This is a genomic window from Ramlibacter sp., from assembly GCA_019635435.1.
Lineage (GTDB): Bacteria > Pseudomonadota > Gammaproteobacteria > Burkholderiales > Burkholderiaceae_C > JAHBZM01.
Map to the genome: position 1 here is coordinate 699,646 of JAHBZM010000001.1, position 24,905 is coordinate 724,550.

At 68.4% G+C, this 24,905-nt stretch carries 22 protein-coding genes; 15 read left to right on the plus strand and 7 right to left on the minus strand.

The annotated features are described in order from the left end of the window. Nucleotides 1-30 precede the first annotated feature (30 nt). Nucleotides 31-1,224, plus strand: coding sequence for a phosphoglycerate kinase (locus tag KF796_03315; protein ID MBX3585650.1), 1,194 nt, complete (start codon nt 31-33; stop codon nt 1,222-1,224). Between the two features lie 3 nt (nt 1,225-1,227). Here the strand turns inward: KF796_03315 and KF796_03320 are convergent, their stop codons facing one another. Genes KF796_03320 through KF796_03335 form a run of 4 tightly spaced genes read right to left on the minus strand, consistent with a single transcriptional unit; the run spans nt 1,228 to nt 7,038 of the window. Further along, the gene (locus KF796_03320) at nt 1,228-2,331 is read right to left on the minus strand and encodes a mechanosensitive ion channel family protein (protein ID MBX3585651.1); all 1,104 of its coding nucleotides are present in this window, start codon (nt 2,329-2,331) and stop codon (nt 1,228-1,230) included. A 2-nt stretch (nt 2,332-2,333) separates the two neighbouring features. Continuing rightward, nucleotides 2,334-3,482, minus strand: a complete 1,149-nt coding sequence (locus KF796_03325) for an osmoprotectant NAGGN system M42 family peptidase (protein MBX3585652.1) — start codon at nt 3,480-3,482, stop codon at nt 2,334-2,336. Continuing rightward, nucleotides 3,472-5,247: an N-acetylglutaminylglutamine synthetase gene (gene ngg / locus KF796_03330; GenBank protein ID MBX3585653.1), complete on the minus strand. Its 1,776-nt coding sequence runs from the start codon at nt 5,245-5,247 to the stop codon at nt 3,472-3,474. The genes KF796_03325 and ngg overlap by 11 nt, the downstream gene beginning before the upstream one ends. Nucleotides 5,248-5,259: 12 nt before the next feature. Then, nucleotides 5,260-7,038, minus strand: a complete 1,779-nt coding sequence (locus tag KF796_03335; protein ID MBX3585654.1) for an N-acetylglutaminylglutamine amidotransferase — start codon at nt 7,036-7,038, stop codon at nt 5,260-5,262. 316 nt (nt 7,039-7,354) lie between these two features. Here KF796_03335 and pyk point away from each other — a divergent pair, with 316 nt between their 5' ends. From pyk to KF796_03355, 4 genes are all read left to right on the plus strand, one after another. After that, entirely contained in the window at nt 7,355-8,806 is a 1,452-nt protein-coding gene (gene pyk / locus KF796_03340) for a pyruvate kinase (GenBank protein MBX3585655.1), read from the plus strand. Between the two features lie 138 nt (nt 8,807-8,944). After that, nucleotides 8,945-9,796, plus strand: a complete 852-nt coding sequence (locus tag KF796_03345) for an alpha/beta hydrolase (GenBank protein MBX3585656.1) — start codon at nt 8,945-8,947, stop codon at nt 9,794-9,796. 98 nt (nt 9,797-9,894) lie between these two features. Further along, nucleotides 9,895-10,959 carry a fructose-bisphosphate aldolase class II gene (gene fba / locus KF796_03350; GenBank protein MBX3585657.1) on the plus strand — a complete coding sequence of 355 codons (1,065 nt, stop codon included), beginning with the start codon at nt 9,895-9,897 and terminating at the stop codon, nt 10,957-10,959. Nucleotides 10,960-11,031: 72 nt separating this feature from the next. Then, entirely contained in the window at nt 11,032-11,952 is a 921-nt protein-coding gene (locus KF796_03355) for a phosphoribosylaminoimidazolesuccinocarboxamide synthase (protein MBX3585658.1), read from the plus strand. Nucleotides 11,953-11,969: 17 nt separating this feature from the next. On the opposite strand, the gene trxA is transcribed toward KF796_03355, so the two are convergent. Beyond that, on the minus strand, nt 11,970-12,926 hold the full coding sequence (gene trxA, locus KF796_03360) for a thioredoxin (GenBank protein MBX3585659.1): 957 nt from the start codon (nt 12,924-12,926) through the stop codon (nt 11,970-11,972). Nucleotides 12,927-12,977: 51 nt separating this feature from the next. Here trxA and purE point away from each other — a divergent pair, with 51 nt between their 5' ends. From purE to KF796_03390, 6 genes are all read left to right on the plus strand, one after another. Beyond that, on the plus strand, nt 12,978-13,487 hold the full coding sequence (purE, locus tag KF796_03365) for a 5-(carboxyamino)imidazole ribonucleotide mutase (GenBank protein MBX3585660.1): 510 nt from the start codon (nt 12,978-12,980) through the stop codon (nt 13,485-13,487). Then, complete coding sequence (locus tag KF796_03370) at nt 13,484-14,644, plus strand: 5-(carboxyamino)imidazole ribonucleotide synthase (protein MBX3585661.1); 1,161 nt, start codon at nt 13,484-13,486, stop codon at nt 14,642-14,644. The genes purE and KF796_03370 overlap by 4 nt, the downstream gene beginning before the upstream one ends. Continuing rightward, on the plus strand, nt 14,645-15,655 hold the full coding sequence (locus KF796_03375) for a threonylcarbamoyl-AMP synthase (GenBank protein MBX3585662.1): 1,011 nt from the start codon (nt 14,645-14,647) through the stop codon (nt 15,653-15,655). It abuts the gene before it with no gap. Between the two features lie 147 nt (nt 15,656-15,802). After that, nucleotides 15,803-16,756: an SGNH/GDSL hydrolase family protein gene (locus KF796_03380; GenBank protein ID MBX3585663.1), complete on the plus strand. Its 954-nt coding sequence runs from the start codon at nt 15,803-15,805 to the stop codon at nt 16,754-16,756. Between the two features lie 176 nt (nt 16,757-16,932). Then, complete coding sequence (locus tag KF796_03385; protein MBX3585664.1) at nt 16,933-18,102, plus strand: SGNH/GDSL hydrolase family protein; 1,170 nt, start codon at nt 16,933-16,935, stop codon at nt 18,100-18,102. Nucleotides 18,103-18,130: 28 nt separating this feature from the next. Continuing rightward, entirely contained in the window at nt 18,131-18,799 is a 669-nt protein-coding gene (locus tag KF796_03390) for an outer membrane beta-barrel protein (protein ID MBX3585665.1), read from the plus strand. A gap of 81 nt (nt 18,800-18,880) precedes the next feature. On the opposite strand, the gene KF796_03395 is transcribed toward KF796_03390, so the two are convergent. Further along, complete coding sequence (locus KF796_03395; protein MBX3585666.1) at nt 18,881-20,185, minus strand: esterase; 1,305 nt, start codon at nt 20,183-20,185, stop codon at nt 18,881-18,883. A 173-nt stretch (nt 20,186-20,358) separates the two neighbouring features. After that, complete coding sequence (gene dacB, locus KF796_03400) at nt 20,359-21,756, minus strand: D-alanyl-D-alanine carboxypeptidase/D-alanyl-D-alanine-endopeptidase (protein MBX3585667.1); 1,398 nt, start codon at nt 21,754-21,756, stop codon at nt 20,359-20,361. 33 nt (nt 21,757-21,789) lie between these two features. On the opposite strand from dacB, the gene KF796_03405 reads away from it, so the two are divergent. From KF796_03405 to KF796_03420, 4 genes are read left to right on the plus strand one after another with little or no spacing between them, the layout of a single operon-like run. Then, nucleotides 21,790-22,782, plus strand: coding sequence for a DMT family transporter (locus KF796_03405; GenBank protein MBX3585668.1), 993 nt, complete (start codon nt 21,790-21,792; stop codon nt 22,780-22,782). Nucleotides 22,783-22,802: 20 nt separating this feature from the next. Continuing rightward, a complete protein-coding gene (tsaB, locus tag KF796_03410; protein MBX3585669.1) occupies nt 22,803-23,516 on the plus strand; it encodes a tRNA (adenosine(37)-N6)-threonylcarbamoyltransferase complex dimerization subunit type 1 TsaB in 714 nt (237 codons plus the stop codon). Continuing rightward, the gene (rimI, locus tag KF796_03415) at nt 23,513-23,980 is read left to right on the plus strand and encodes a ribosomal protein S18-alanine N-acetyltransferase (protein MBX3585670.1); all 468 of its coding nucleotides are present in this window, start codon (nt 23,513-23,515) and stop codon (nt 23,978-23,980) included. Before tsaB ends, rimI begins: the two co-directional genes overlap by 4 nt. Further along, complete coding sequence (locus tag KF796_03420; GenBank protein ID MBX3585671.1) at nt 23,977-24,789, plus strand: uracil-DNA glycosylase; 813 nt, start codon at nt 23,977-23,979, stop codon at nt 24,787-24,789. Before rimI ends, KF796_03420 begins: the two co-directional genes overlap by 4 nt. Nucleotides 24,790-24,905: the final 116 nt, after the last annotated feature.

Sequence of the window (24,905 nt, forward strand, 5' to 3'; positions counted from 1 at the left end):
GGGTTCTGTCCATTGATTGAACTGCACGCCATGAACGTTCTGCGCTTTTCCGATCTCTGTGCCCGTGGCGAAGCCCGGGGGCAACGGGTTTTCATCCGGGCCGACCTCAACGTGCCCCAGGACGCCGATGGCCGCATCACTGAGGACACGCGCATCCGCGCCTCGGTGCCCTGCATCCGCATGGCGCTGGACGCGGGTGCCGCCGTCATGGTCACCTCGCACCTGGGCCGTCCCGTTGAAGGCGAATTCAAACCCGCCGACTCCCTTGCGCCCGTGGCGCGCCGGCTGGGTGAGCTGCTGGGGCGCGAGGTGCCGCTGGTGGCCGGCTGGGTGGATGGCGTCAGCGTGGCTCCGGGCGACGTGGTGCTGCTGGAAAACTGCCGCGTCAACCGTGGCGAGAAAAAGAACAACCCCGAACTCGCCAAGAAGATGGCCGCGCTGTGCGACATCTTCGTGCACGACGCGTTTGGCACTGCCCACCGCGCCGAAGCCTCCACCTACGGCATTGCCCAGTACGCGCCCATTGCCTGTGCCGGCCCCTTGCTGGCGGCTGAAATCGACGCCATCAGCCAGGCGCTGGCCAGCCCCAAACGGCCGCTGGTGGCCATTGTGGGCGGCTCCAAGGTGTCTTCCAAGCTCACCATCCTGCAGGCGCTCGCGGCCAAGGTCGACCAGCTCATCGTGGGCGGCGGCATTGCCAACACCTTCATGCTGGCGGCGGGCCTGAAGATCGGCAAGTCGCTGGCCGAGCCCGACCTGCTGGCCGACGCCCGCGCCGTGATCGAGGCCATGAAGGCCCGCGGCGCCGAGGTGCCCATCCCGACCGACGTGGTGACGGCCAAGACCTTCGCCGCCGACGCCCCGGCCACGGTGAAGTCCGCCAGCGATGTGGCGGACGACGACCTCATCCTCGACATCGGGCCGAAGACCGCTGCCCGGCTCGCCACCCAGCTTGCGGCGGCCGGCACCATCGTCTGGAACGGGCCGGTCGGGGTGTTTGAGTTCGACGCCTTCGCGCAGGGCACCGAGACCATCGCGCGCGCCATTGCCCAGTCAGCCGCGTTCAGCATCGCGGGCGGTGGCGACACACTGGCCGCCATTGCCAAGTACGGCATCGAGCAGCAGGTGGGCTACATCTCCACCGGCGGCGGGGCTTTTCTGGAAGTGCTGGAGGGCAAGACCCTGCCCGCCTTCGAGATTCTGGAAAAACGCGCCGCGGGCTGAGGCTCAGGCCGGCGGTGACTCGCCCGCGGCGGCATTCGCCGGCGCGGGACGGGCCAGTTGCAGGCCGCCCTGCACATGCAGTGTCTGCGTCGGGAAGGCGAACTCGATGCCGCGCTGGCCAAACTCGCGCACCAGCTGCAGGTTCACCGCCTGCTGCACATCCATGTAGACCTGGTAGCCAGGCTGCAGCACGTTGTAGACCGCCTCGAAGTCCAGTGACGAGGCCCCGAAACTCTTGAAATGCGCGCGGTCAAAGCGCGCCTGCTCCTGCGACTCGATGGCGCGGCGGATGATGCCGGGTATCGCCTCCAGTTGCTCGGCCGGCGTGTCGTAGGTCACGCCGATTGCGAACACGGCCCGCCGCTCCTGCATGCGCTTGTAGTTGCGGATGCGGCTCTTGAGCAGGTCGTTGTTGGAGAAAATCAGCTGCTCGCCGCCCAGGCTGCGCACCCGCGTGGTCTTCAGCCCCACATGCTCCACGGTGCCCGCGAGGTCATCGACGATGATGAAGTCGCCAATCACGAAGGGCTTGTCGATGGCGATGGACAGCGAGCCGAACAGGTCGCCCAGGATGTTCTGCGCGGCCAGCGCGACGGCGATGCCGCCAATCCCCAGGCTGGCGACCAGCGCGGTCACATTGAGCCCCAGGTTGTCCAGCACCAGCAGCAGCACCAGCGTCCACACCGCCACGCGGCCCAGGAACGACAGCAGCGAGCGGGTCATGGCGCGCGACCCTTCTTCCTCGGGCAGGCCGTTGGAGAACTTCTTGCTGAGCCAGAACCTCAGGCCGCAATTGGCCCAGAAGCCGCACTGCAGCAGCAGCAGGCCAATGAAGGTCCGGTCACTGAACTTCTGCAGCGCGGCGGGCAGCTCCAGGAAGTGAACTCCCGCATACAAGCCGATGGCGGCGGCCAGCAGGATGCGGGTGACCGACAGCAGTTCCACGATGAAGTCGTCGAACAGGTTGACCGTGCTCTTGGCCAACCGCTCCAGCCGGAACAGCGCGATCTTGCGGACCGTGAGGAACAGCGCGATGACCGCGACCGCGGCCACCAGGGCAAAGGCCCAGTCCTCGGGGGTGTTGTGGGCAATCAGTTCTCGGTACATGCTTACTCGCTGGGGGTGTCAGGCAGGTGGTCCTGCCAGTCAGGGGTCTGGACTTCGGCCGGCGGGAAGTCATCCAGCGGCCCCAGGGGTGTGGCGTCGCGCTGGAACAGGGGCGGGCTGGTCATGTAGGCAATCAGCAGGCGCGACAGCGCGTCCAGTGAATCCATGTGCACCCGCTCGTGGCCGTGCGAGGCGTCCAGGCCAAAGCAGACCAGCGCCGTGCGGATGTCGTTGCCCGCCTCCAGCGCGGCTGCGGCGTCGCTGCGGTAGAAGCGGAACACGTCGCGCGTGTGCTCGATGCCCTTGCTCGCGCACAGCTCCAGCAGGCGCCGCGTCAGGTGCCAGTCGAACGGGCCGCTGGAGTCCTGCATCGAGATGGTCACGCCGTATTCGCTGGAATACTGGCCTTCGGCCACCGTGCCGTTGTCAATCGAGATCAGCTCGGCCACGTCGCCGTGCAGCACATGCGAGGCACCCACGCCGACTTCCTCCGAAATGGTGAACAGAGGAAAGCAGTCCACGGGCAGCTTGCGGCCCGACTCGCGGATCGCGCGCAGCGCGGTCAACACCGCGGCTACGCCGGCCTTGTCATCGAGGTGGCGTGCGTTGATGAAGCCTTCGGGGCCGAACTCGGGGTTGGAGGGCACGGCAATGGTGTCGCCCACGTGGATGCCCAGCGCGCGGGTCTCGGCCTCATTGGTGGTGCGGGCATCCAGCCGCAGCTCCACGTTGTCCCAGCTCACGGGCTGGGTGTCGATTTCCTTGTTGAAGGTGTGGCCCGACGCCTTGTTGGGCAGGATGGTGCCGCGGTGCATCACGCCGTTGTCGGAGTAGACGGTCACGCGCGCGCCCTCGGCAAAGCGCGACGACCAGAACCCAATGGGCACGACCTGCAGCCGGCCGTTGCGCTTGTAGCCCTTGACCATCGCGCCCAGCGTGTCCAGGTGCGACACGATGGCGCGCGCCGGGGTGCGCTCGCGCCCCTGGATGCGGGCGCGGATCGCGCCGCGCCGCGTGAGTTCGTAGGCGATGCGCAGGTCCTCAAGCTCGGTGCACAGCAGCCGCACGATGGCGTCGGTCATGCCCGAGGGGCTGGGCGTGTTCAGGAGCCGGTTGAGGACATCCTGCAGGTAGTTGCGGTCAGGCTTCATGGGGTGGCCTTTCTGTGAGTTCGCGCCCGGTGCTGCGCGTCTGCGGAAACAGCATGTCGATGAAGCGCTCCGCCGTGGGCTGGGGTTCATGATTGGCGAGGCCTGGCCGTTCGTTGGCTTCAATCACCACGTAGTCGGGCTGGTCGGGTGCCGTCACCATGAAGTCGAACCCGACCAGCGGGATCTCCAGCGCCATCGAGGCGCGTTCGGCGGCCTCGCGCAGCGTGGGGTGCAGGGCCCCGGTCATGTCATGGATGGTTCCGCCGGTGTGCAGGTTGGCGGTCTTGCGCACCTCGATCTGCTCGCCCGCGGCCAGCACGGTGTCCAGGTCGTGGCCCTGGGAGGCGAGGCAGCGCAGGGTCTCGTCGTCCACCGGGATGCGGCTTTCGCCCGCGGTGGCCAGCTGCCGGCGGCGGCTTTGCTTGTCGATCAGGGTGCGCAGGGCCGTGACGCCGTCGCCGGTCACCGTGGCCGGCCGGCGCGAGGCGGCGGCCACCACCTGGTGGTCGATCACGACGATGCGCAGGTCGCTGCCGGGCATCATCTGCTCGACGATCACATGGTCGCAATAGTGGCGTGCCGCGTCGATGGCGGTGCTCACTTCATCAAATCGGGTCAGGTCCACGCGCACGCCGTGGCCCTGCTCGCCACGCGCGGGCTTCACCACGACCCGCTGGTAGCGCTGAAGAAAGGCGGCCACCGCGTCCAGGTCGTCGGCGTCGATCTGGGCCGGCACGTGGATGCCGGCGTGGGCCAGCACCCGCAGGGTCAGCCGTTTGTCGTCACAGCGGCTCATCGCAATGGCCGAGGTCATCTCCGACAGCGATTCGCGGCAGGTGATCGAGCGGCCGCCCAGGCTCAGGCGGAAGTAGCCATGCTCGGCATCCAGCACCTCGATGCTGATGCCGCGACGGCGCGCCTCGCGCACGATGATGCCGGCATAGATGTTGAGGTCGGCCGCCGGGTCGGGCCCCAGGAACAGCGGCTCGTTGATCGGGTTCTTGTTCTTCACGCAGTAGACCGGCACGCGCACAAAGCCCAGCTTTTCGTACAGCGCGATGGCCTGGGGGTTGTCGTGCAGCACCGACAGGTCCAGGAAGCTGCGGCCCCGATCACGGAACAGCGCCGCCAGCGCGCGCGTCAGGCCCTCGCCGATGCCCGGGTGGCTGCCCTGCGGGTCCACCGCGAGCGCCCACAGGCTTGAGCCGCCGTCAGTGTCATTGAAGGCGCGCACATGGTCCACCCCGGTCACCACGCCCAGGATCGTGTCGCTGCCCGCGTCCTGCGCCACCAGCACCTCGATCTCGTCGCGCTGGGCCAGCGTGGCAAAAAACGATTTGGGCGGGGGCACCATTCGGCGGGTCTGGTAGATGCGCCGCACGGCCTCGGCGTCGCGGGCCCGGGCCGGCCGGATCACCCAGCCCTCCGGGTTGGGGGCGTCGGGCGCCTCGGGGCTGGCCAGGGCCAGCCGGTAGGTGTGCGACGGGTCGATGAACAGGTCCTGCGGCGCAAGCGCCACCACCACATGCGGGTCGCGCAGGTACAGGGCGATGTCACGCTTGTTGGGCCGCTCGTTGCGCACCACCGACGCCAGTGCGCGCGGGTCGGCAAAGGTCTGGCCAAAGATCAGCCGGCCCCAGCCGCAGTCCACAATGGCTTCGCTGTCCATGGCCAGCAGGTCGGGGTGGCCCGAGGGGTCTTCCCAGTGGCGCAGCGACATCATCTGCCGGGGGTCCAGCGGGTTGCGTTCTCCGGTGTTTGTCATGGCAATCTCCCGTCAGAGGCCGTGCGACTGCAGCCACAGCTCCAGCAGCGCGATCTGCCACAGCTTGGAGCCGCGCAGCGGCGTGATGTGCTGGTCGGGCGCCGCGAGCAGGGCGTCCACATAGTCTTCGCGGAACAGGCCCCGGGCCCGGGCCGCCGGGCTGTGCAGCGCGGTCTTGACCCAGTCCAGCGTGGGCCCCGACAGATACTTGAGCGCGGGCACCGGGAAGTAGCCCTTGGGCCGGTCGATCACCTCGCGCGGCAGCATGCGCCGCGCAATGGCCTTGAGAATGCCCTTGCCACCGTCGGACAGCTTGTCCTGCTCGGGCAGGCGGCCCGCCAGTTCCACCAGTTCGTGGTCCAGGAAGGGCACGCGTGCCTCCAGGCCCCAGGCCATGGTCATGGCGTCCACGCGCTTGACCGGGTCGTCCACCAGCATCACCGTGGCATCCAGCCGCAGCGCCTTGTCCAGCGGGGTGGCGGCGCCGGGGCGGTCAAAGTGGCGCGTGATGAAACCCAGGCTGGCGCCGGGAACGGCCACGCCGTCAGTCACCGTGCGCAGGTAGTCCTGCGGGTCGCGGTCAAAGAAAACCCGGGCGTAGTCGGCCACCGCGTCCTGGGACTGGGCCAGCGGCGGATACCAGTGGTAGCCGGCAAACACCTCGTCGGCGCCCTGGCCGCTTTGCACGACCTTGACATGCTTCGATACCTCGCGCGACAGCAGGTAGAAGCCGATGTTGTCGTAGCTCACCATGGGCTCGGGCATGGCCTGGATGGTGTCCGGCAGGTGTGACAGCATGGTCGCGCCATCGATCTGGATCTTGTGGTGGCGGGTGCTGAACTCCCGGGCGATCAGGTCCGAATACCTGAACTCGTCGCCCTGTTCGCCGTTGGCGGCCTCAAAGCCGATCGAGAAGGTGTTCAGGTCCTGCTGGCCCGCCTGGGCCAGCAGCGCCACGATCAGGCTCGAATCCACGCCGCCCGAGAGCAGGACGCCCACCGGCACGTCCGCCACCATGCGGCGCGCCACGGCCTTTTCCAGCGCGGCCTGGACCAGGCGCTCGCGCTCCTCGTAGGGCGCGCGGGCCAGGGCCGGGTCGGTGGTGAAGGGCGGGTTCCAGTAGCAGGTGTCGGTGCGCCGGCCGTCGGGCTCGAACACGGCAATCGTGGCCGGCGGCAGCTTGCGCACGCCGCGCAGCAGCGTGTGCGGCGGCGGCACCACCGCGTGCCACATCAGGTAGTGTTCCAGCGCGATCGGGTCAATGCGGGTGTCCACGTCGCCCGCGGCCAGCAAGGCCGGCAGGCTGGAGGCAAAGCGCAGGCGCTTTCCATCGGCCGATTCGCTCAGGTACAGCGGCTTGATGCCAAACCGGTCGCGCGCCATGACCACGCGGCCGGTGTCGCGCTCCCAGATCGCGAACGCAAACATCCCGTGCAGGCGCGATACGCAGTCGGGTCCCCAGTGGCGGTAGGCGCGCAGCAGCACCTCGGTGTCGCCGTCGGAAAAAAATCGTGCGCCGGCCTGCTCCAGCTCGGCGCGCAGTTCGCGGTAGTTGTAGATGCAGCCGTTGAACACCAGCGTCAGGCCCAGATCGGCGGCCACCATGGGCTGCTGGGCGCGTTCGCTCAGGTCGATGATCTTGAGCCGGCGGTGGGCCAGGGCCACGCGGCTTTGCTGAAAGGCGCCCCCGGCATCGGGGCCGCGCGGGCGCAGGGTTTCGGCCATTCGGCCGACGGCAGACGCGTCGGCTTCCTGGGTGTCGAAGCGGATTTCTCCGGCAATTCCACACATGGGCTGTCTCCTCGGACTGTTGTGAGGGACCAGCCATTGTAACGCATTTGCAATTGAACAAATGTAATTGCCGAATTCATCCCGACGCAACTGCGAGACTATTGCGTCTAATTTTCATTATTTGAGCTGAAAATGACGAAATCCCGTCCGGCCCGGCTTCCGGGCCTGTATCTGGGTAACGTTCGCGGCGAGGCACGCCGCAGCACGCACCCGCTGGGGCGCCGACGATGTAGCACCCAAGCCGCATGGATTTGGTAACCAATCGGTAACCGGTTTCATGTGAGAATGGGAACTTAATTACAAGCGCCGAGCTGCCATGCCCAGAGACAAAACCACCCCCCGCCGTTCCACCAAGATCGTGGCCACCCTCGGTCCGGCCTCCAGCGACCCTGCCTTGCTGGAGCAGATGATCCGCGCCGGGGTCAATGTGGTGCGCCTGAATTTCAGCCACGGCAAGGCCCAGGACCATATCGATCGCGCCACCCTGGTGCGGGCAGCGGCCCAGCGCGCGGGCCGCGAGGTGGCCATCATGGCTGACCTGCAGGGCCCCAAGATCCGCGTGGGCAAGTTCGCCGATGGCAAGGTCATGCTCGAACCGGGCATGAAGTTTGTGCTCGATGCCTCGCGCACCGAGCCCGGCGACCTGCAGGGCGTGGGCCTGGACTACAAGGAGCTGCCGCGTGATGTGAAGGCCGGCGACCTGCTGCTGCTCAATGACGGCCTGATCGTGCTGACGGTGGACGCCGTGCGCGGCGAGCAGGTGCACACCACCGTCAAGCTGGGCGGCGAGCTGTCCAACAACAAGGGCATCAACAAGAAGGGTGGCGGCCTGACGGCCCCGGCCCTGACCGCCAAGGACATGGAAGACATCCGCACCGCGATGAGCTTCCAGGCCGACTACGTGGCCGTGAGCTTCCCCAAGAACGCCACCGACATGGAAATGGCGCGCCAGCTGTGCAATGTGGCGGGCGCCGAATTCCGCCACAAGCCGGGGCTGATCGCCAAGATCGAGCGGGCCGAGGCCATACCGCACCTGGAAGCCATTCTCAAGGCCAGCGACGGCATCATGGTGGCGCGCGGCGACCTGGCCGTGGAGGTTGGCAACGCCACGGTGCCCGCGCTGCAAAAACGCATGATCCGCCTGGCCCGCGAGTACGACAAAGTGGTGATCACCGCCACCCAGATGATGGAAAGCATGATCACCAACCCGGTGCCCACGCGCGCCGAGGTCAGCGATGTGGCCAACGCCGTGCTTGACGGCACCGACGCCGTGATGCTCAGCGCCGAAACCGCGGCCGGCAAGTACCCGCTGGAAACCATCGTCGAGATGGCCAACATCTGCTCGGAAGCCGAGAAGGCCGAAGACGTCAAGCTTGACGCCGACTTCACCGGCATGACCTTCAGCCGCATTGACCAGTCCATCGCCATGGGCGCGCTGTTCACCGCGCACCACCTGGGCTGCAAGGCCATCGTGGCGCTCACCGACTCGGGCTCCACCGCGCTGTGGATGAGCCGCCACCGCATCCACATCCCCATCTACGCGCTCACGCCCAAGCTGGTGACCCAGCGCAAGATGGCGCTGTACCGCAATGTGCGCCCGCTGCTGATGGACCAGAGCGTGGAGCGCGACACCGCGCTGGCCGAGGCCGAGGCGCACCTCAAGAAGCGCGGCATTGTGTCCAGCGGCGACATCTATGCCATCACCTGCGGCGAGCCCATGGGCGCACCCGGCGGCACCAACATGCTCAAGATCTGCGTGGCGGCGTGATCATGGCCCAGCCGCGGGCCCGGTGATCGCCCGCGGTCTTTCAGGCCTTGGTTCCGCGCGCCGCTGAATCCGCAAGCAAGCCCGCGCCGTATGGATGTGAACATGAGGCCTTTGAAACTTTCACCAGGGAGCGCCGGCATGGCCCGACGAACGGGCCTGTTTGCCGCGATGGGGGCGCTGCTCACGGGTTGCTCGGCGACCGATGTCATCAACGCCCTGGTGCCCGAAAAAACCTACCGGGGCCGCGAGGCCATCGCCTTCGGCCCCGGAGCGCGAGACCGCCTCGACCTGTACCAGCCCCTGAATCCGGTGCCGGGCAGGATGCCGCCGCTGGTGGTCTTTTTCTATGGCGGCAACTGGCGTTCGGGCGACCGCGGCGACTATCGCTTTGTGGGCGAAGCGCTCGCTTCTGGTGGGGCCGTGGTTGTCATTCCTGACTACCGGCTGGTTCCGGCCGTGCACTACCCGGAATTTCTGGAGGACAACGCCCGTGCCATGGCCTGGGTGTTTGACAACATTCCGCAACTGGGCGGCGACCCCGACAACATCTACGTCATGGGCCACAGCGCCGGCGCCTACAACGCGGCCATGCTTGCGCTGGATCCGCGCTGGCTGGGCGCGCGGCGGGAGCGGCTGAAAGGCTTTATCGGCATTGCCGGCCCCTACGATTTCCTTCCCATCGTCAACCCGGACACCCAGCGGGCCTTCAACTGGCCTCGCACGCCCGTCACGTCGCAGCCGGTGTTCCATGCAGGCAACAAGGCGCCACGCACCCTGTTGCTGGCGGGCGCCAGGGACTCACTGGTGGATCCCCAGCGCAACACGGTGGGTTTGGGGCAGAGGCTCGTGGCGGCGGGCGCGGACGTGACCGTGAAGGTATTCGACAAGCTGAGCCACGCCAGCATCATCGGGGCCATGGGCAAGCCCCTGCGCTTCCTGGCGCCGGTGCGCGCCCAGGTGCTGGGCTTTCTGAAGCTGCCGGTGGAATGAACACCGGCGAGTGGGCATTTGCCCGCGAGATGCGTGCAAGCAAGTAAAATTGCCGCTGGTTACCAACCAGTTACAGCAACTTCCCCGGGAAACTCACCATGGCACTCGTCTCAATGCGCGAGCTGCTGGATCACGCCGCCGCCAACGGCTACGGCATTCCAGCGTTCAACGTCAACAACCTGGAACAGGTCCAGGCCGTCATGGAGGCGGCCAAGGAAACCGGCGCGCCCGTGATCCTGCAGGCCAGCGCCGGCGCGCGCAAGTACGCGGGCGAGGCCTTCATCAAGCACCTGATCCAGGCCGCCATCGAGCAGTACCCCACGATTCCGCTGGTGATGCACCAGGACCACGGGCAAAACCCCGATGTGTGCCAGGGCGCGATCAACCTGGGCTTCAGCTCGGTCATGATGGACGGCAGCCTGGAGGCCGACGGCAAGACCATTGCCAGCTACGACTACAACGTCGAGGTGACCCGCAAGGTGGTGGACATGGCCCATGCCACGGGCGTCACGGTCGAGGGCGAGCTGGGTTGCCTGGGCAGCCTGGAGACCATGAAGGGCGACAAGGAAGACGGCCACGGCACCGACGCCACCATGACCCGCGAGCAGCTGCTGACCGACCCGGAGCAGGCGGCCGACTTCGTCAAGCGCACCCAGCTCGACGCGCTGGCCATTGCCATTGGCACCAGCCACGGCGCCTACAAGTTCACGCGCAAGCCCACGGGCGACATCCTGGCGATCGACCGCATCAAGGAAATCCACCGCCGCATTCCCAACACCCACCTGGTGATGCATGGCTCCAGCAGCGTGCCGCAGGAACTGCTGGCCATCATCCGCCAGTACGGCGGCAACATGAAGGAAACCTATGGCGTGCCGGTGGAAGAGATCCAGCACGCCATCAAGTTCGGCGTGCGCAAGATCAACATCGACACCGACATCCGCCTGGCCATGACCGGCGCGGTGCGCAAGTTCCTGGCCGAAAACCCCGAAAAGTTCGATGCCCGCGAGTGGCTCAAGCCCGCGCGCGAGGCCGCCAAGGCCATCTGCAAGGCACGCTACATCGAGTTTGGCTGCGAAGGCCAGGCCGGCAAGATCAAGGGCGACAGCCTGCAGGTGGTCGCCGCCAAATACGCGCGTGGCGAGCTGGCCCAGGTGGTGCACTGAGCCTGAGATAATCGGCCCGAATGGTTCATGGCCCGTTGACTGTTCAACGGGCCTTTTTGCTTTCTGACCCCCATGACTTCTGCACTGCACACCTCCGCCCTCACCTCCCTGCCCCTGCTGGCCCGCGGCAAGGTGCGCGACAACTATGCCGTGGGCGACGACCGCATCCTCATGGTGGCGAGCGACCGCATCAGCGCGTTCGACGTGATCATGGGCGAACCGATCCCCGGCAAGGGCGAGCTGCTGACGCAGATGGCGCTGTTCTGGTTCGAGCGCCTGGGCCCGCGCGGGCTCAATGTGTGCCCGCATCACCTCACGGGCGAGGACCCGCTGGGCGTGGTGTCGCCGGCCGAGGCCGCCCAGATCAAGGGCCGGGCCATGCTGGTCAAGCGGCTCAAGCCGATCCCGGTGGAGGCCGTGGTGCGCGGCTACCTGGCCGGCAGCGGCTGGAAGGAGTACCAGCAAGGGCAGGCCGTGTGCGGCGTGCCACTGCCGGCGGGCCTGAAGAACGCCAGCAAGCTGCCTGAGCCCATTTACACGCCCGCGGCCAAGGCCGAGGCCGGCGAGCATGACGAGAACATCACCTTCGAGAAAACGGTGGAGATCGTCGGCGCCGAGCTGGCGGGCCGCATCCGCGACATCAGCATCGCGATCTACAAGGCCGCCAGCGAGTTCGCGGCCACCAAGGGCATCATCATTGCCGACACCAAGTTCGAGTTCGGCCTGGACCAGGGCGGCACCCTGGTGCTGATGGACGAGGTGCTCACGCCCGACTCGTCGCGCTACTGGCCCGCCGAGACGTACCAGCAGAGCCTGGACGCCGGCACCAACCCGCCCAGCTACGACAAGCAGTTTTTGCGCGACTGGCTGGAGCAGGCCCGCGTCAATGGCAAGCCCTGGGACAAGACGCCGCCCGCGCCGCGCCTGCCGCGCGAGGTGGTGGAGAAAACGGCGGCCAAGTACCGCGAGGCCATGGAGCGCCTGACCGCCTGAGCCGGCGGCCCTGCGGTTCAGTTCAGCGTCATGCTGAGCCGGCGCCGGTAGCGCGACACCAGCTCGGCCTGCGGGTCCAGCGGCGCGGCCGACTTGCCGGCCAGCTCGATGCCGCTGGCGGTCTTGGTGTCGGCCGCAGCGGCCGCCTTGGGCTTGGGCGGGGTCATCAGCTCCAGGATGGACACAAACACCTTGCGGGCCAGTTCGTTCTGCCAGGTCTTGTCGCGCATCAGGATCTCCAGCAGCTCGTCCATGGCGTCGGTCCACTGCTGGCCGGCCATCAGGGCCTGGGCCTTGCCGAAGCGGGCGTCAAAATCGCGCTTGTTGGCCCCGATTTTTCCGTCAAATGCGGCTGTAGTCCTTGCCAGATCGGCATCAGGTGCTACGGAATCCATAGCATCCATCCAGTGCTGCAGGGCTTCGAACCGGCGCTCGAGGGCGACCTTGGCAATCACCGGCGCGAACGCGACCTTGGCGTCGTCGCTGCGGCCCAGCTGCAGCAGCAGCTTGACGTAGTCAAAGCGCGCGTCGTCGTTGGACGGGTCGGTGGCCACGGCGTGCTGCAGCATCTCCAGCGCGGCGTCGGTGTTGCCGGCGGCCAGCGCGTCCAGCGCTTCAGCCTCCGCGGCCTCGGCTTCCAGAGCCTCGGCGGCTGGCACGTGCTTGTCCAGGAAGGCCTTGAGCTGGCCTTCGGGCACGGCGCCCATGAAGCCGTCCACGGGCTGGCCGCCCTTGAGCAGGATGCAGGTGGGGATGCTCTTGATGCCAAAGGCGCCGGCCAGCTGCTGCTCCTGGTCGGAGTCGATCTTCACGAGCTTGAAGCGCCCGCCGTACTCGATCTCGAGCTTTTCGAGCATTGGGCCAATGACCTTGCAGGGGCCGCACCAGGGGGCCCAGAAGTCCACCAGCACGGGGGTTTGCATGGAGGCGGCGATGACCTCGGCTTCGAAATTTTCAATGGTGACGTCGATCATGGCGGGCAGCTCGGGGCCAAAAAGTAAAATTCAATCTTTAGGAGCCAGCCAATGACCCCCCTCATCGGTGTCGTCATGGGGTCCAGTTCAGACTGGGACACCCTGCAACACGCAGTCCAGATTCTCCAGGAATTCGGTATCGCCCATGAAGCCCGGGTGGTTTCGGCCCATCGCATGCCCGATGACATGTTCGCCTACGCCGAGTCCGCGGCCACGCGCGGGCTGCAGGCCATCATCGCCGGGGCGGGTGGCGCGGCCCACCTGCCGGGCATGCTGGCGGCCAAGACGGTGGTGCCGGTGCTGGGCGTGCCGGTGGCCAGCCGCCACCTGCAGGGCGTGGATTCGCTGCACAGCATCGTGCAGATGCCCAAGGGCATTCCGGTGGCCACCTTTGCCATTGGCGCGGCCGGAGCCGCCAACGCGGCGCTGTTCGCGGTGGCGCTGCTGGCCAGCCATGACGCCGCGTTGCGCACCCGGCTGGAGGCCTTTCGCGCCAGGCAGACCGAGGCCGCCCGCGCCATGACGCTGCCGCCCGTGGACGCCACGCCCAAATCCTCATGAGCACGATTCTTCCGGGCGCCACGCTGGGCGTGATGGGGGGTGGCCAGCTCGGGCGCATGTTTGCCCACGCGGCCCAGCAGATGGGCTACTTCACGGCCGTGCTCGACCCGGACCCGGACAGCCCGGCGGGGCGGGTCAGCCACCACCACATCCAGGCCGGCTACGAAGACGCGGCCGGGCTGGCCCGGTTGGCGCAGCTCAGCGCCGCCATCACCACCGAATTCGAGAACGTGCCCGCTCAGGCCCTGCGCACCCTGGCCGCCACACGGCCCGTGGCGCCGGGTGGCGATGCCGTGGCCATCGCGCAGGACCGGGCGCTTGAAAAAGCGCATTTCACGCGCTGCGGTGTGGCCTGCGCGCCCTGGGCCGTGATCGAGACCGCCACGCAACTGGCGGCCGTGGCCGACGACCTGCTGCCCGGGATTCTCAAGACGGCCCGCCTGGGGTACGACGGCAAGGGCCAGGTCCGCGTGGCCACGCGCGAGGCACTGGCCGCCGCCTGGCAGCAGCTGGGCGAGGTGCCCTGCGTGCTTGAAAAGATGCTGCCGCTGGCCGCCGAGATCTCGGTGATCGTGGCGCGCGGGCAGGGCGGGCAAATGGTTCACCTGCCGCCCCAGCTCAACCTGCACCGCGACGGCATCCTCGCCGTGACCGAGGTTCATGCGTCAAACATGCCTGGAGTCCAGATGGCGCGGGCAGTATCTGCTACGGAATCCATAGCAAACGGGCTGGCCTACGTGGGTGTGCTGTGCGTCGAGTTCTTCGTGCTGGCCGATGGGTCGCTGGTGGTCAACGAGATGGCGCCGCGCCCGCACAACAGCGGCCACTACAGCATGGATGCCTGCGATGTGTCGCAGTTCGATCTGCAGGTGCGCGCCATGACCGGCCTGCCGCTGGTGGCGCCGCGCCAGCACAGCCCGGCCATCATGCTCAACCTGCTCGGTGATTTGTGGTTCGCGCCCGGGGCCACGGTGCCGCTCACGCCGCCCTGGGCCCAGGTGCTGGCGCTGCCCGGCACCCACCTGCACCTGTACGGCAAGACCGAGGCCCGGCGTGGCCGCAAGATGGGCCACCTCAACGTGACCGGCCCCGACGCCGCTGCCGTGCGCCGCGTGGCGCTGCAGGCCGCCGCCTTGCTGGGCATCGAGGCGTTCTAGATGCTGCTGGACGGCCGCAGCGCCCACGACGTCGACCAGGCGGCCCAGCTGCTGGCGCGCGGCGCCCTGGTGGCCTTCCCGACCGAAACCGTCTATGGCCTGGGCGCCGACGCCGGCAACGACGCCGCCGTGGCCGGCATCTTTGCCGCCAAGGGCCGGCCCAGCGACCACCCGCTGATCGTTCATGTGGCCGACGCCGCTGCTGTCACGCACTTTGCCTCGGCGGTGCCCGGCTTTGCGCAGGCCCTGATCCAGGCCTTCTGGCCCGGCCCGTTGACGCTGATCCTGCCGCGCCGCGCCGGCGTGGCCACGGCGGCCGCGGGCGGGCAGGACTCGATCGGGCTGCGCTGCCCCTCGCATCCCGTGGCGCTGGCGCTGCTGCGCGCCTGCGCTGGCACGCAGCCCGCGGTGCGGGGCCTGGCCGGCCCCAGCGCCAACCGCTTTGGCCGCGTCAGCCCCACCGCCGCCAGCCACGTGCAGTCGGAGTTTGGCGACGCGGTGCCCGTGCTCGACGGCGGGGCCTGCGAGGTGGGCATCGAGTCCACCATCGTGGACTGCACGCGCGGCGTGCCCGTGCTGCTGCGCCCCGGGGTGCTGACCCGGGCCCGGATCGAGGCCGTGTGCGGCCAGCGGCTGCGCTCCCAGGCCGAGTGGCTGGCCGAAGAGGCCGCCCCGCAGGCGCCGCGCGCGCCGGGCACGCTGGAAGCCCACTACGCCCCGCAGGCGCGGGTGCGCCTCATGGACGCCCGGGCGCTGCAGACGGCGCTGGACCTGCTGGGCGCCGACGCGGCCCGGATCGCCGTGTATTCACGGATCATCGTGCGGACCCCCTCCAGCCAGGTGCTGCGCCGGCGCATGCCCGACGATGCCGTGGCCACCGCGCAGCAGCTGTTTGCCACGCTGCGCGAATTCGACGCGGCGGGCGTCTCGCTGATCTGGGTCGAAACACCCCCTGACACACCCGACTGGGAAGGCGTGCGCGACCGGCTGCAGCGCGCGGCCGCCGCCTGACGGGCCCCCATGCTCCTCCACTGGGGCGTGGGTCGCCGCCCCCCGAGGGGGCCGCAATGGCCTTGGGGCCGCCCGGCGGCCATTGAGCCCGGCCCCGGCTGTTTACCCTCTGTCGTTAAACTACCCCGCAGTACTTTGGAGATTTCAATGGCAAGAAACTGGTTGCGCCGTGCCGTGCTGGCACTGGCGTGTGCCTCGGCGGGCCTGCTGGCCTCCTGCGGGTCGAGCAGCATCGAATCGGCGCTGAGTCCGGCGCGCTTCATCACTTTCGGTGATGGATTCAGTGACCTGGGCCAGAACGGCTCGCGCTACACCGTGAACGACGGCACCGTCAATGTCTGGACGGCCTACATGGCATCGCTGTATGGCCAGACGCTGACCACCGCCTCGGCCGGTGGCCTGTCGTATGCCCGGGGCAACGCGCGCATCACGGCCAAGCCCGATGCCGCGGGCAACACCGCCACGCTGACGGTGACCGAGCAGGTGGACAGCTTCCTGGCATCCAACACCCTGGGTGCCAATGACGTGGTCGTCATCAACGGTGGTATCAGCGACATCGTCGCCCAGATGGCCGCCGTCACCGCGGGCACCCAGACCGGGGCGCAGATGATCGCCAACGTCAAGCAGGCCGGCCGTGATCTGGGCGCGCAGGTGCGCCGTCTGGTGCAGGCCGGTGGCAAGTACGTGGTGGTGGCGGGCACCTACAACCTGGGCCGCTCCCCCTGGGCGGCCGCGATCGGCCAGGGTGACCTGGCGCTGGAGGCCAGCAGCCGCTTCAATGAGGAACTGCTGGTGTCCATCGTCGACCTGGGCGCCAACGTGCTCTATGTGGACGCGGCGTTCCATTACAACCTGGTGACCTCGACCCCGGCCAACTACAGCCTGAACGATGCCACCACGGTGGTCTGCACCTCGGTCGACCCGGGGCCGGGCATCGGCACCGGCAACGGCAAGGTCAATTCGGCGCTGTGCAATGCAGGCACCATCGGCACCGGCCTGAACTACGGGCTCTACACCTTTGCCGACGGCATCTACCCCACCCCCCGGGCCCACCAGCTGTTTGGTGAATACGCCTACAACCGCGTGCGCGCGCGCTGGTAGGCCAATGCCCCGACCCGCCGGCCGCCCCGGGCCGGCGGGATTCCCGCTGACCTCCTCCTGACCCTGTCCCTCGGGTGAAACCCCTGTGGGCAAGCCGCGCTTGCCGGCGTAATATCTGGATACAAAAAAGAACGGTCGTTCTTTTTTTGTCATTCATCCAGCCATCAGGAGAAACAATGAAACTGTCCAGAAGAACCTGGGCCGCCATGGGTGCGGCCCTCTTGGTCGCCGCGTGCGGCGGTGGGGGCGAAATCGCTCCCAAGGCGTCCATCAGCAAGGTCTACGTCATGGGCGACAGCCTGGCCGACGTGGGCACCTTCGGCTTCAAGTTCACCGTCCAGGATTCCAGCAATCCCAAGGGCTTCCCGATCTGGCCGCAGCTTGTGGCCAACACCATCGGCGTGAACGGCAGCGCGCAGTGCAATTTCTTCCTGTACAACGGCACCACCTTTGTGGCCAACCCCACGGCCGGCTGCACCAACTACGCCATCGGCGGCGGGCGCATCGTCACGCCGGCTGCCCAGGGTGGCGCGACCAATCCGCAAACCGTGGGCACGCAGCTGGCGACCCGCGCCGCGGCCGGCAACTATGTGGAAGGCGAGCTGCTGCTGATCGATGGCGGCGGCAATGACGCCGCCGACCTGGTGGGCGCCTACCTGGGCGCGGCCTCCGGCGCGGCCGGCGTGGCCGCCTACCAGGCCTTCTTGGCCCAGCAGCTGGATGCCGCCACCATTGGCGGCGCGCTGACCCAGCCCAATGGCGCCGCCATTGCCGCGGGCGCCTACATGCAGAAGCTGGCCGACACCTTCTACGCCAGCATCAAGGCCAACAGCCTGGACAAGGGCGCCAACCGCGTGGCCGTGCTGAACATGCCTGACATCACGCTCACGCCACGCTTCCAGGCGGTGCTGACCGGCGTGGCGGCGGCCTCCGGCGGCGGCACCGCCGGCGCCACCGCGGCGGCCCAGCTGCAGGGCGCGATCCAGCAATGGATCAGCGCCTTCAACGCCAAGCTCAAGGCCAATATCGGTGCCGACAGCCGCGTCGCGCTGGTGGACTTCTATACCGACTTCACCGACGAGGTGAAGAATCCCGCCTCCTACGGCCTGGCCAATGCCAAGACGCCGGCCTGTCCCGCCACGGGCGTGGATTCGAGCGGCCTGCCCACCTACACCTTCCAGACCTGCACCTCCAACGCCCTCAACGCTGCGCCGCCCACCGGCGTGAGCGGAACCAACTGGTTCAACACCTACGCGTTCTCGGACAGCTTCCACCCCACGCCCTACGGCCACCAGCTGCTCGCCGCCTCGGTGAACCGTGCGCTGGCCCGTGCCGGCTGGCTCTGATCCCACGCAACACGCAAGGAGAAACCCCATGAAAAAGACCCTGATGGTTGCGGCCATTGCCAGCTTGCTCGGCACCAGCGCCTTCGCCCAGTCGGCCGGGACCTGGATGGTGCGCGCCGGCGCCACCCGCATCTCGCCCCATGTGTCCAGCGGCAACCTGTCGGCCCCGTCGCCGGCCGGCACCCAGACCGATGTGGGCAGCAACACCCAGCCCAGCATCGCGATCACCTACAGCCTCACTGACAACATGTCGCTGGAGCTGCCGCTGGCGCCGGCCTTCAAGCACAAGCTGTACGGCGCTGGCGCGATTGCCGGCGCGGGCCAGATCGGCGAGACCCGGGCCTTGCCCATGACGCTGTTCTTCCAGTACCGCTTTGGCGAGGCCGCGGCCAAGGTGCGGCCCTACGTGATGCTGGGCGCGACCTACGCCTACTTCTATGGCGAGCGCGGCAGCGCCACGCTGAACGGCCTGAACCCGGCCAACCCGCCGGGCGGCAGCACGCAGTTGGACGTGAAGTCCAAGTTTGCGCTCACGCCCGGCCTGGGCGCGACCTTCCGCATCAACGACAAGTGGTTTGCCGATGTGTCTTATGCCAAGACCTTCCTCAAGACCACGACCACCCTGTCCACGGGGCAGACCATCGACACCAAGCTCAACCCCAGCGTGATCAGCTTCGGCGTCGGCATGATGTTCTGAGGCCCGCTTCAGGCCATCAAAAAAGCGCCCCTCGGGGCGCTTTTTCCTTGGGCGGGCCGCCCCGGGGAAGGGCTGCGGGCCTTACTTGACCGAATCGAACACCGTGCGGGCCTGCAGGTGGCAGAACGGCGGCTCGTAGGTGCCATGGTAGCTGCCGTAGTAGGTGGCGAACGCCGCCGAGGCCGGGTCCGTCGGGGCCTTGCCGCCCGGGCCATAGGTGGCCTGCACCAGGGCGTCCACATCCACCGAGGTCACGTTGGTCAGGTTGCGGCTGCTGAAGTCGGCCTGGGCCACGGCCATGTGCACGGCGGGGGGAACGGTCGGGTCACCGGCGCCGCCGCACAGCAGGGTGCGTGCCTTCGGATTCCAGCCGAGCAGGTCGTTCTTCTTGGCCGCCAGGTACAGCGCGTTGGTGTTGCTGGTCTGGCTGTCGGTGATGAAGGCGGACTGGAACACCGCGTCACGGGCCTGGGTCGGGGTTTCGCCGTTGGCGCCGGGCAGCGCGCCCGTGGTGACCAGGGTGGTGTAGGTCAGGGTCGGGCTGGGCAGCAGGGTTTCGATGTAGTTCGAATACGGCAGCTTGAAGGCCTGCGTCACGTTGCTGTAGATGCCGCCATAGACCTTCTGCCAGGCCGTCACGAGATAGGGCACGAAAAACTGCACACCGGCAATGGCGGTCGGCACCTTGAGCGACCCCGACAGGTTGTACGGCCCCGCCAGGTGGGCGCCAGCGACCACGTTGATCTCGTTGGGGATGTCGCGCTCGATCGCGCGGTGGGCCGCCATGGACGAGTGGCCACCCTGCGAGTAGCCCGTGAGCATGACCTTGCCCGACAGGCTGAAGCCCTGGATCACGGCGGCCGCGCGCGCGGCGCGGATGGAGTCGATCACCGAGGTGGCTTCCGAGTCGGCATGCAGGTAAGGGTGATAGGCATAGCTCGATTTGGCGAAGCCCAGGTAGTCGGTGGCCACCACCGCATAGCCCTGGGCCGCGTACATGGCCGCGAGCAGCGCGGTTTCGCCATCGGCCGGGTTGGCCAGCGTGCGCGGCTTTTGCACGTCGGTGCCCTTGGCGTACGCCACGAGCGGGAACGGCCCGGCGCAGGCGCCGCCAGGCACCAGCAGCGCGGCCGAGGCGTTGGTGGTTTCGCCGACCGCGCCAACGGTGGCGTAGTTGAGCTGCACCACCTTCACATCGCATTTGGCCTTGCCGCTCAGGGCCTGCAGGCCGCTGCTCGCGGTGCCGGCGTCAATCTGCGCCGCGGTCAGCGAGGCCATGGTGGCGGGCGTTTCCTTGAGCGCGCCGCGCTCGTCGTCGCTGCTGCCGCCGCAGGCGACCAACAGGCTGGCTGCCGCGACCGCGGTCAGGGCGTGAATCTTTTTCATGCTTGTCTCCTTGGGTGAAAAAAGACGGGTGTCCTTTTTTCCGAATGCTAGGAGGGCCCCGCCGGGGGATGCACCGGGTAAACGCGAGGCCGCCGCGCCTCGCAGTCTCCAAGGTGACGCAGCGCGCCGTGGAGGCTTGCCGGCTGTGACGGCGCGCGCTCGGCGCCGGTGGGTCAAAGATCGCTGGCAGCCCAGTCCACCAGCGCATCGAACACGGGCCGTGCCTGCGCCGCATTGGGGTGGTTGACCAGCGCCACCAGCACGTGGCGCTTGCCACTGGCCCCCAGCACATAGCCGGCCACGCCGGCCACGTCGCGCAGGCTGCCGGTCTTCAGGTGGGCCGTGGCTGCGCTTTTGCTGCGCCGCAGGGTCCCGTCGACCCCGCTGATGGGCAGCGACGAGACCAGCTCGGGCATCAGCGGCGAGGCCCAGGCCCGCTGCAGCAGGCGCCCCAGCGAGCGGGCCGTGATCCGCGCATCGCGCGAGAGCCCGGAGCCGTTGTCCATCACCGGCGGTTCGGCCCCGCCCAGGCGCTCGCGCCACCACTGCGCCAGCACCTCCTGCGAGCCGGCCAGCGTGCCCAGCCCCTTTTGCTGCAGGCTCAGCGTGAGGTACAGCTGCTGGGCCATCACGTTGTTGCTGTATTTGTTGATGTCGCGCACCACCTCGGCCAGCGGCGGCGAGACCGCCTCAAAAGCCGGCGCCAAGCCGACCGGCACGCGGCCATCACGGACCTGGCCGGTCAGCGTGCCGCCCAGCTGGGTCCACAGGCCGGCCACCGCGCGGGCCGCGTAGCTGGCCGGGTCGGCAAAGGCCAGGGGCCAGACCCGCTCGCCGCAGGCGGCCGGGTAGGCGCCCGCGAACCGCACGCGCGACGGGTTGGCAAAGTCGGCTTTGAGTGCGCCGCGCCAGTCCGCGCACTCGCCCGGCGCCGTGGCCACGCTCGGCGGGAACTGCACGCCCGACAGCGGTGGCTCGACGTGGACGGCGGCGCTGGCGTTGCCGCGGTCGGGCACAAAGGTCATGACCACCGACTTGTAGTTGAGCAGCAGTGCGTCGGGGGCGGCGTTGTACGGGCGCAGCGGCTCGCCGTCAAAGCGACCCGGGTCCTGTGGTGCCACGTCAAACGCGCCGTGGTCCAGCACGATGTCACCCGCAATCTGCCGGATGCCCAGACCCTGGACGCGGCGCAGCAACAGCCACAGCCGCTCCACCACCAGCGTGGGGTCGCCCTGGCCGCGCACATACAGGTTGCCCGTGAGCACGCCGTCGCGCACCGGGCCATCCACATAGACCGGCGTGTGCCAGGCAAAGGCGGGGCCCAATTGGTCCAGCGCCGCGTAGGTGGTCACCAGTTTCATGACCGAGGCGGGGTTGAATGCCACCTCGGTGCGGTGACTCAGCCGTGGCGGGGCCTTGCCGTCGGCGTCAGCCACCAGCAGGGTCACGGCGTCGGCGGGAATTTTGGCGCGGGCCAGCGCGGCCTCCACACCGGGCGGCAGGCCTTTGGCCTGCACGGGCGCGGTGGCCAGGATGGCCAGCGCCGCGGCAAGGCAATGGGTCAGTCGCATGCGGCGATTATCCGGCCCCTCGATAATCGGGCGATGCGTTCCATTCCGGGCCTGTCCCCCAGAGCGGTGGGCCTGGCCGCCGCGGTCATCACCGTCACCATCTGGACTTCCTTCATCGTCATTGCGCGGGCCTCGGCCCAGCGCACGCTGGGGCCGTTCGACCTTGCCTTTGCACGCATCCTGGGCGCCAGCGTCGTGCTGCTGCCCTGGGGCTGGTGGCTGGTGCGCAGCGGCAAGCTGCCGGGCTGGCTGGGCTTGTCCCCGTTGCCGTTCAGGCTCACCGCGCTGATGGGCCTGTTTGGCGGCCTGCTGTATGCGCTGCTGGCCTACGCCGGCTTCTTCTACGCCCCCGCGGCCCATGCCTCGGTCCTGATGCCCGGCAGCCTGCCGCTGTGGACCACGCTGCTGGCGGCGCTGATCCTGCACGACCGCATCACGCCGCTGCGCGCGGCCGGCCTGGGCCTGATCGTCGCGGGCGACCTGCTGGTGGGGGGCGCCAGCCTGCTGCACGCGTTCGAGGGCGGCGACGTCTGGAAGGGTGACCTGCTGTTCATGAGCGCCGCGCTGTGCTGGTCGGTCTACGGCGTGCTGGCGCGCCGCCATGGCCTGGGCGCGGTGCAGGCCACCATTGCCATCACCGTCTTTGCCTTCCTGGCCTATGTGCCGGCCTACGCACTGCTGGCGGCCACCGGCAGCGTGGCAAGCCGGCTGGGCGAGGCGCCCTGGAGCGAGCTGCTGTTCCAGGTGGTGTTCCAGGGCGTGGGCTCGGTAGTGATCTCGGGCATTACCTTTACCACCATGATCCGGCACTTCGGCCCGGTCCGCTCCACCATGATCACGGCGCTGGTGCCGGGGCTTTCCGCGCTGGGCGCGGTGGCTTTCCTGGGCGAGCCGCTGTACTGGAACCTGCTCGCCGGGCTGGGGCTGGTCACGGCGGGCATCCTGTTCGGCGTGCGTGCCGCGCGGCCCGTGGTTGCTACTGATTTGATAGCTGACAGTGCCCGAGGGGCCAGGACTACAGGCTGATTTGCCTTGAAAATCTCACCATGAAGCTGCTTGCCTTTGACACCAGCACCGAAACCCTGTCGCTCGCCGTGGGCCGCACGGTGGATGGCCAGGCCATGGCGTGGACCCATGCCGGCCCGGGCGGTGCCCAGGCCTCGGCCACGCTGATTCCGCAGGCCCTGGCGCTGCTGGCGCAGGCCGGCCTGTCCCTGCGCGACCTGGACGCCGTGGTGTTTGGCTGCGGGCCGGGTTCGTTCACGGGGCTGCGCACCGCCTGTTCCGTGGCCCAGGGGCTGGCCTATGGCGCCGGCGTGCCCGTGCTGCCGGTGGACACGCTGCTCGCGGTGGCCGAGGAGGCCCGCCACCACAGCGGCGCCCACAGCATCCAGGCGCTGCTTGACGCACGCATGGACGAGGTCTATTCAGCCGGCTACGAATTCAGCGCCGGGCGCTGGCAGCAGGGCGGCGACTTCCGCCTCTCGCGCCCCGAGCAGGTCCGGGTGGCCGCGGGCCAGGTGCTCGCGGGCAACGCGTTTGTGGCCTATGGCCCACGGCTGCCGGCGGGCGCGCCGCGCATCGAGGTGCTGCCCACGGCCTCGGCGCTGCTGCGGCTGGCGCCGGCGCTGCTGGCCGCCGGTCAGGCCGTGCCCCCGGGTCAGGCCCTGCCCCGCTACATTCGCGATAAAGTCGCCAAAACCACCCAGGAACGCGCGGACGAGCGGGCTGCCGCCGCCGCGCCCTCACCCCTTGCATGAGCGCTGTATTCAAGACCCTTGAAGCCCAGTTCGAGCCGCTGACCGAGGCGTGGCTCGACGACGTCGTGCGCATCGAACAGGCGGCCTACCCGCAACCCTGGTCACGCGGCAACTTCAGCGACTCGCTGCGTTCGGGCTACCAGGCCCAGGTGCTGGTGGCCGACGGGGCCCTGCTGGGCTATTTCGTGGCCATGAAGGGCGTGGACGAAGTACACCTGCTCAACATCACCGTCGCGCCACCCCACCAGGCACAGGGCTGGGGCCGCGTGATGCTGGATGCGCTGGCCATCTGGTCGCGCGGCCAGGGGGCCCAGTGGCTGTGGCTGGAGGTGCGTGTCAGCAACCTGCGCGCCCTGCGCATCTACGAGCACCATGGCTACCGCCGGGTCGGCGAACGCAAGGGCTATTACCCCGCGTCGCAGGGCCGGCGCGAAGATGCCGTGGTCATGAGCTTGCGGCTATGAGTCTTGAGCTCGATGATCGCCAGCGCGCCATGCTGGCCGAAATGGGCGTCCGGACCTGGGCGCCCTTGGGTGCCGAAACCGAAGCCGTGGCCAGCGCCGCCTTGCCAGATGCCGCGCCGGCTCCGGCGCGCCCGAGTCTGGCGGCGCCTGCGGCCACCTCGACCGCGGGGGCACCGCCCCGGGTCGTCGTGCCTGCGCCCGTCGTGGCGCGGGCCGCACCGCTGGCGCGCCTGCCCCGACCCGAGGGCATCGCGTCCATGGACTGGGCGGCCCTGCGCGAGGCGGTGGCTGGCTGCCAGGCCTGCGGCCTGTGTGAAGGCCGGCGCAACACGGTCTTCGGCACCGGCGACGAGCGGGCCGACTGGCTGATCGTGGGTGAGGCCCCGGGCGAAAACGAGGATCTGCAGGGCGAACCCTTTGTCGGGCAGGCCGGCAAGCTGCTGGACAACATGCTCAAGGCCCTGGGGCTGGACCGGCAGGACAAGGTGTTCATTGCCAATGTGCTCAAGTGCCGGCCACCGGGCAACCGCAACCCCGACCCGGCCGAGGTGGCCCAGTGCCAGCCCTTCCTGCAGCGTCAGGTCGAGCTGCTGCAGCCGCGGATCATCCTGGCGATGGGCCGCTTTGCCGTGCAGTCGCTGCTGCAGACCACCGAACCCATCGGCAGGCTGCGTGGCCGCGCCCACCAGTACCAGGGCGTGCCCCTGGTCGTGACCTACCACCCCGCCTACCTCCTGCGCAACCTGCCCGACAAGGCCAAGGCCTGGGCGGACCTGTGCCTGGCCAGGGAACTGTTGCGTGGCGCCTGAAAAACGGGTCGGCGCCGAGTGTGGAATTGTTTTGTGATATTTGACGCATAAGCGCATTTGCGTCTTCCCGGCCCCCCGTTCAGGGGGGCTGCGCGGTTGTCGGGGGTGTAACCCTG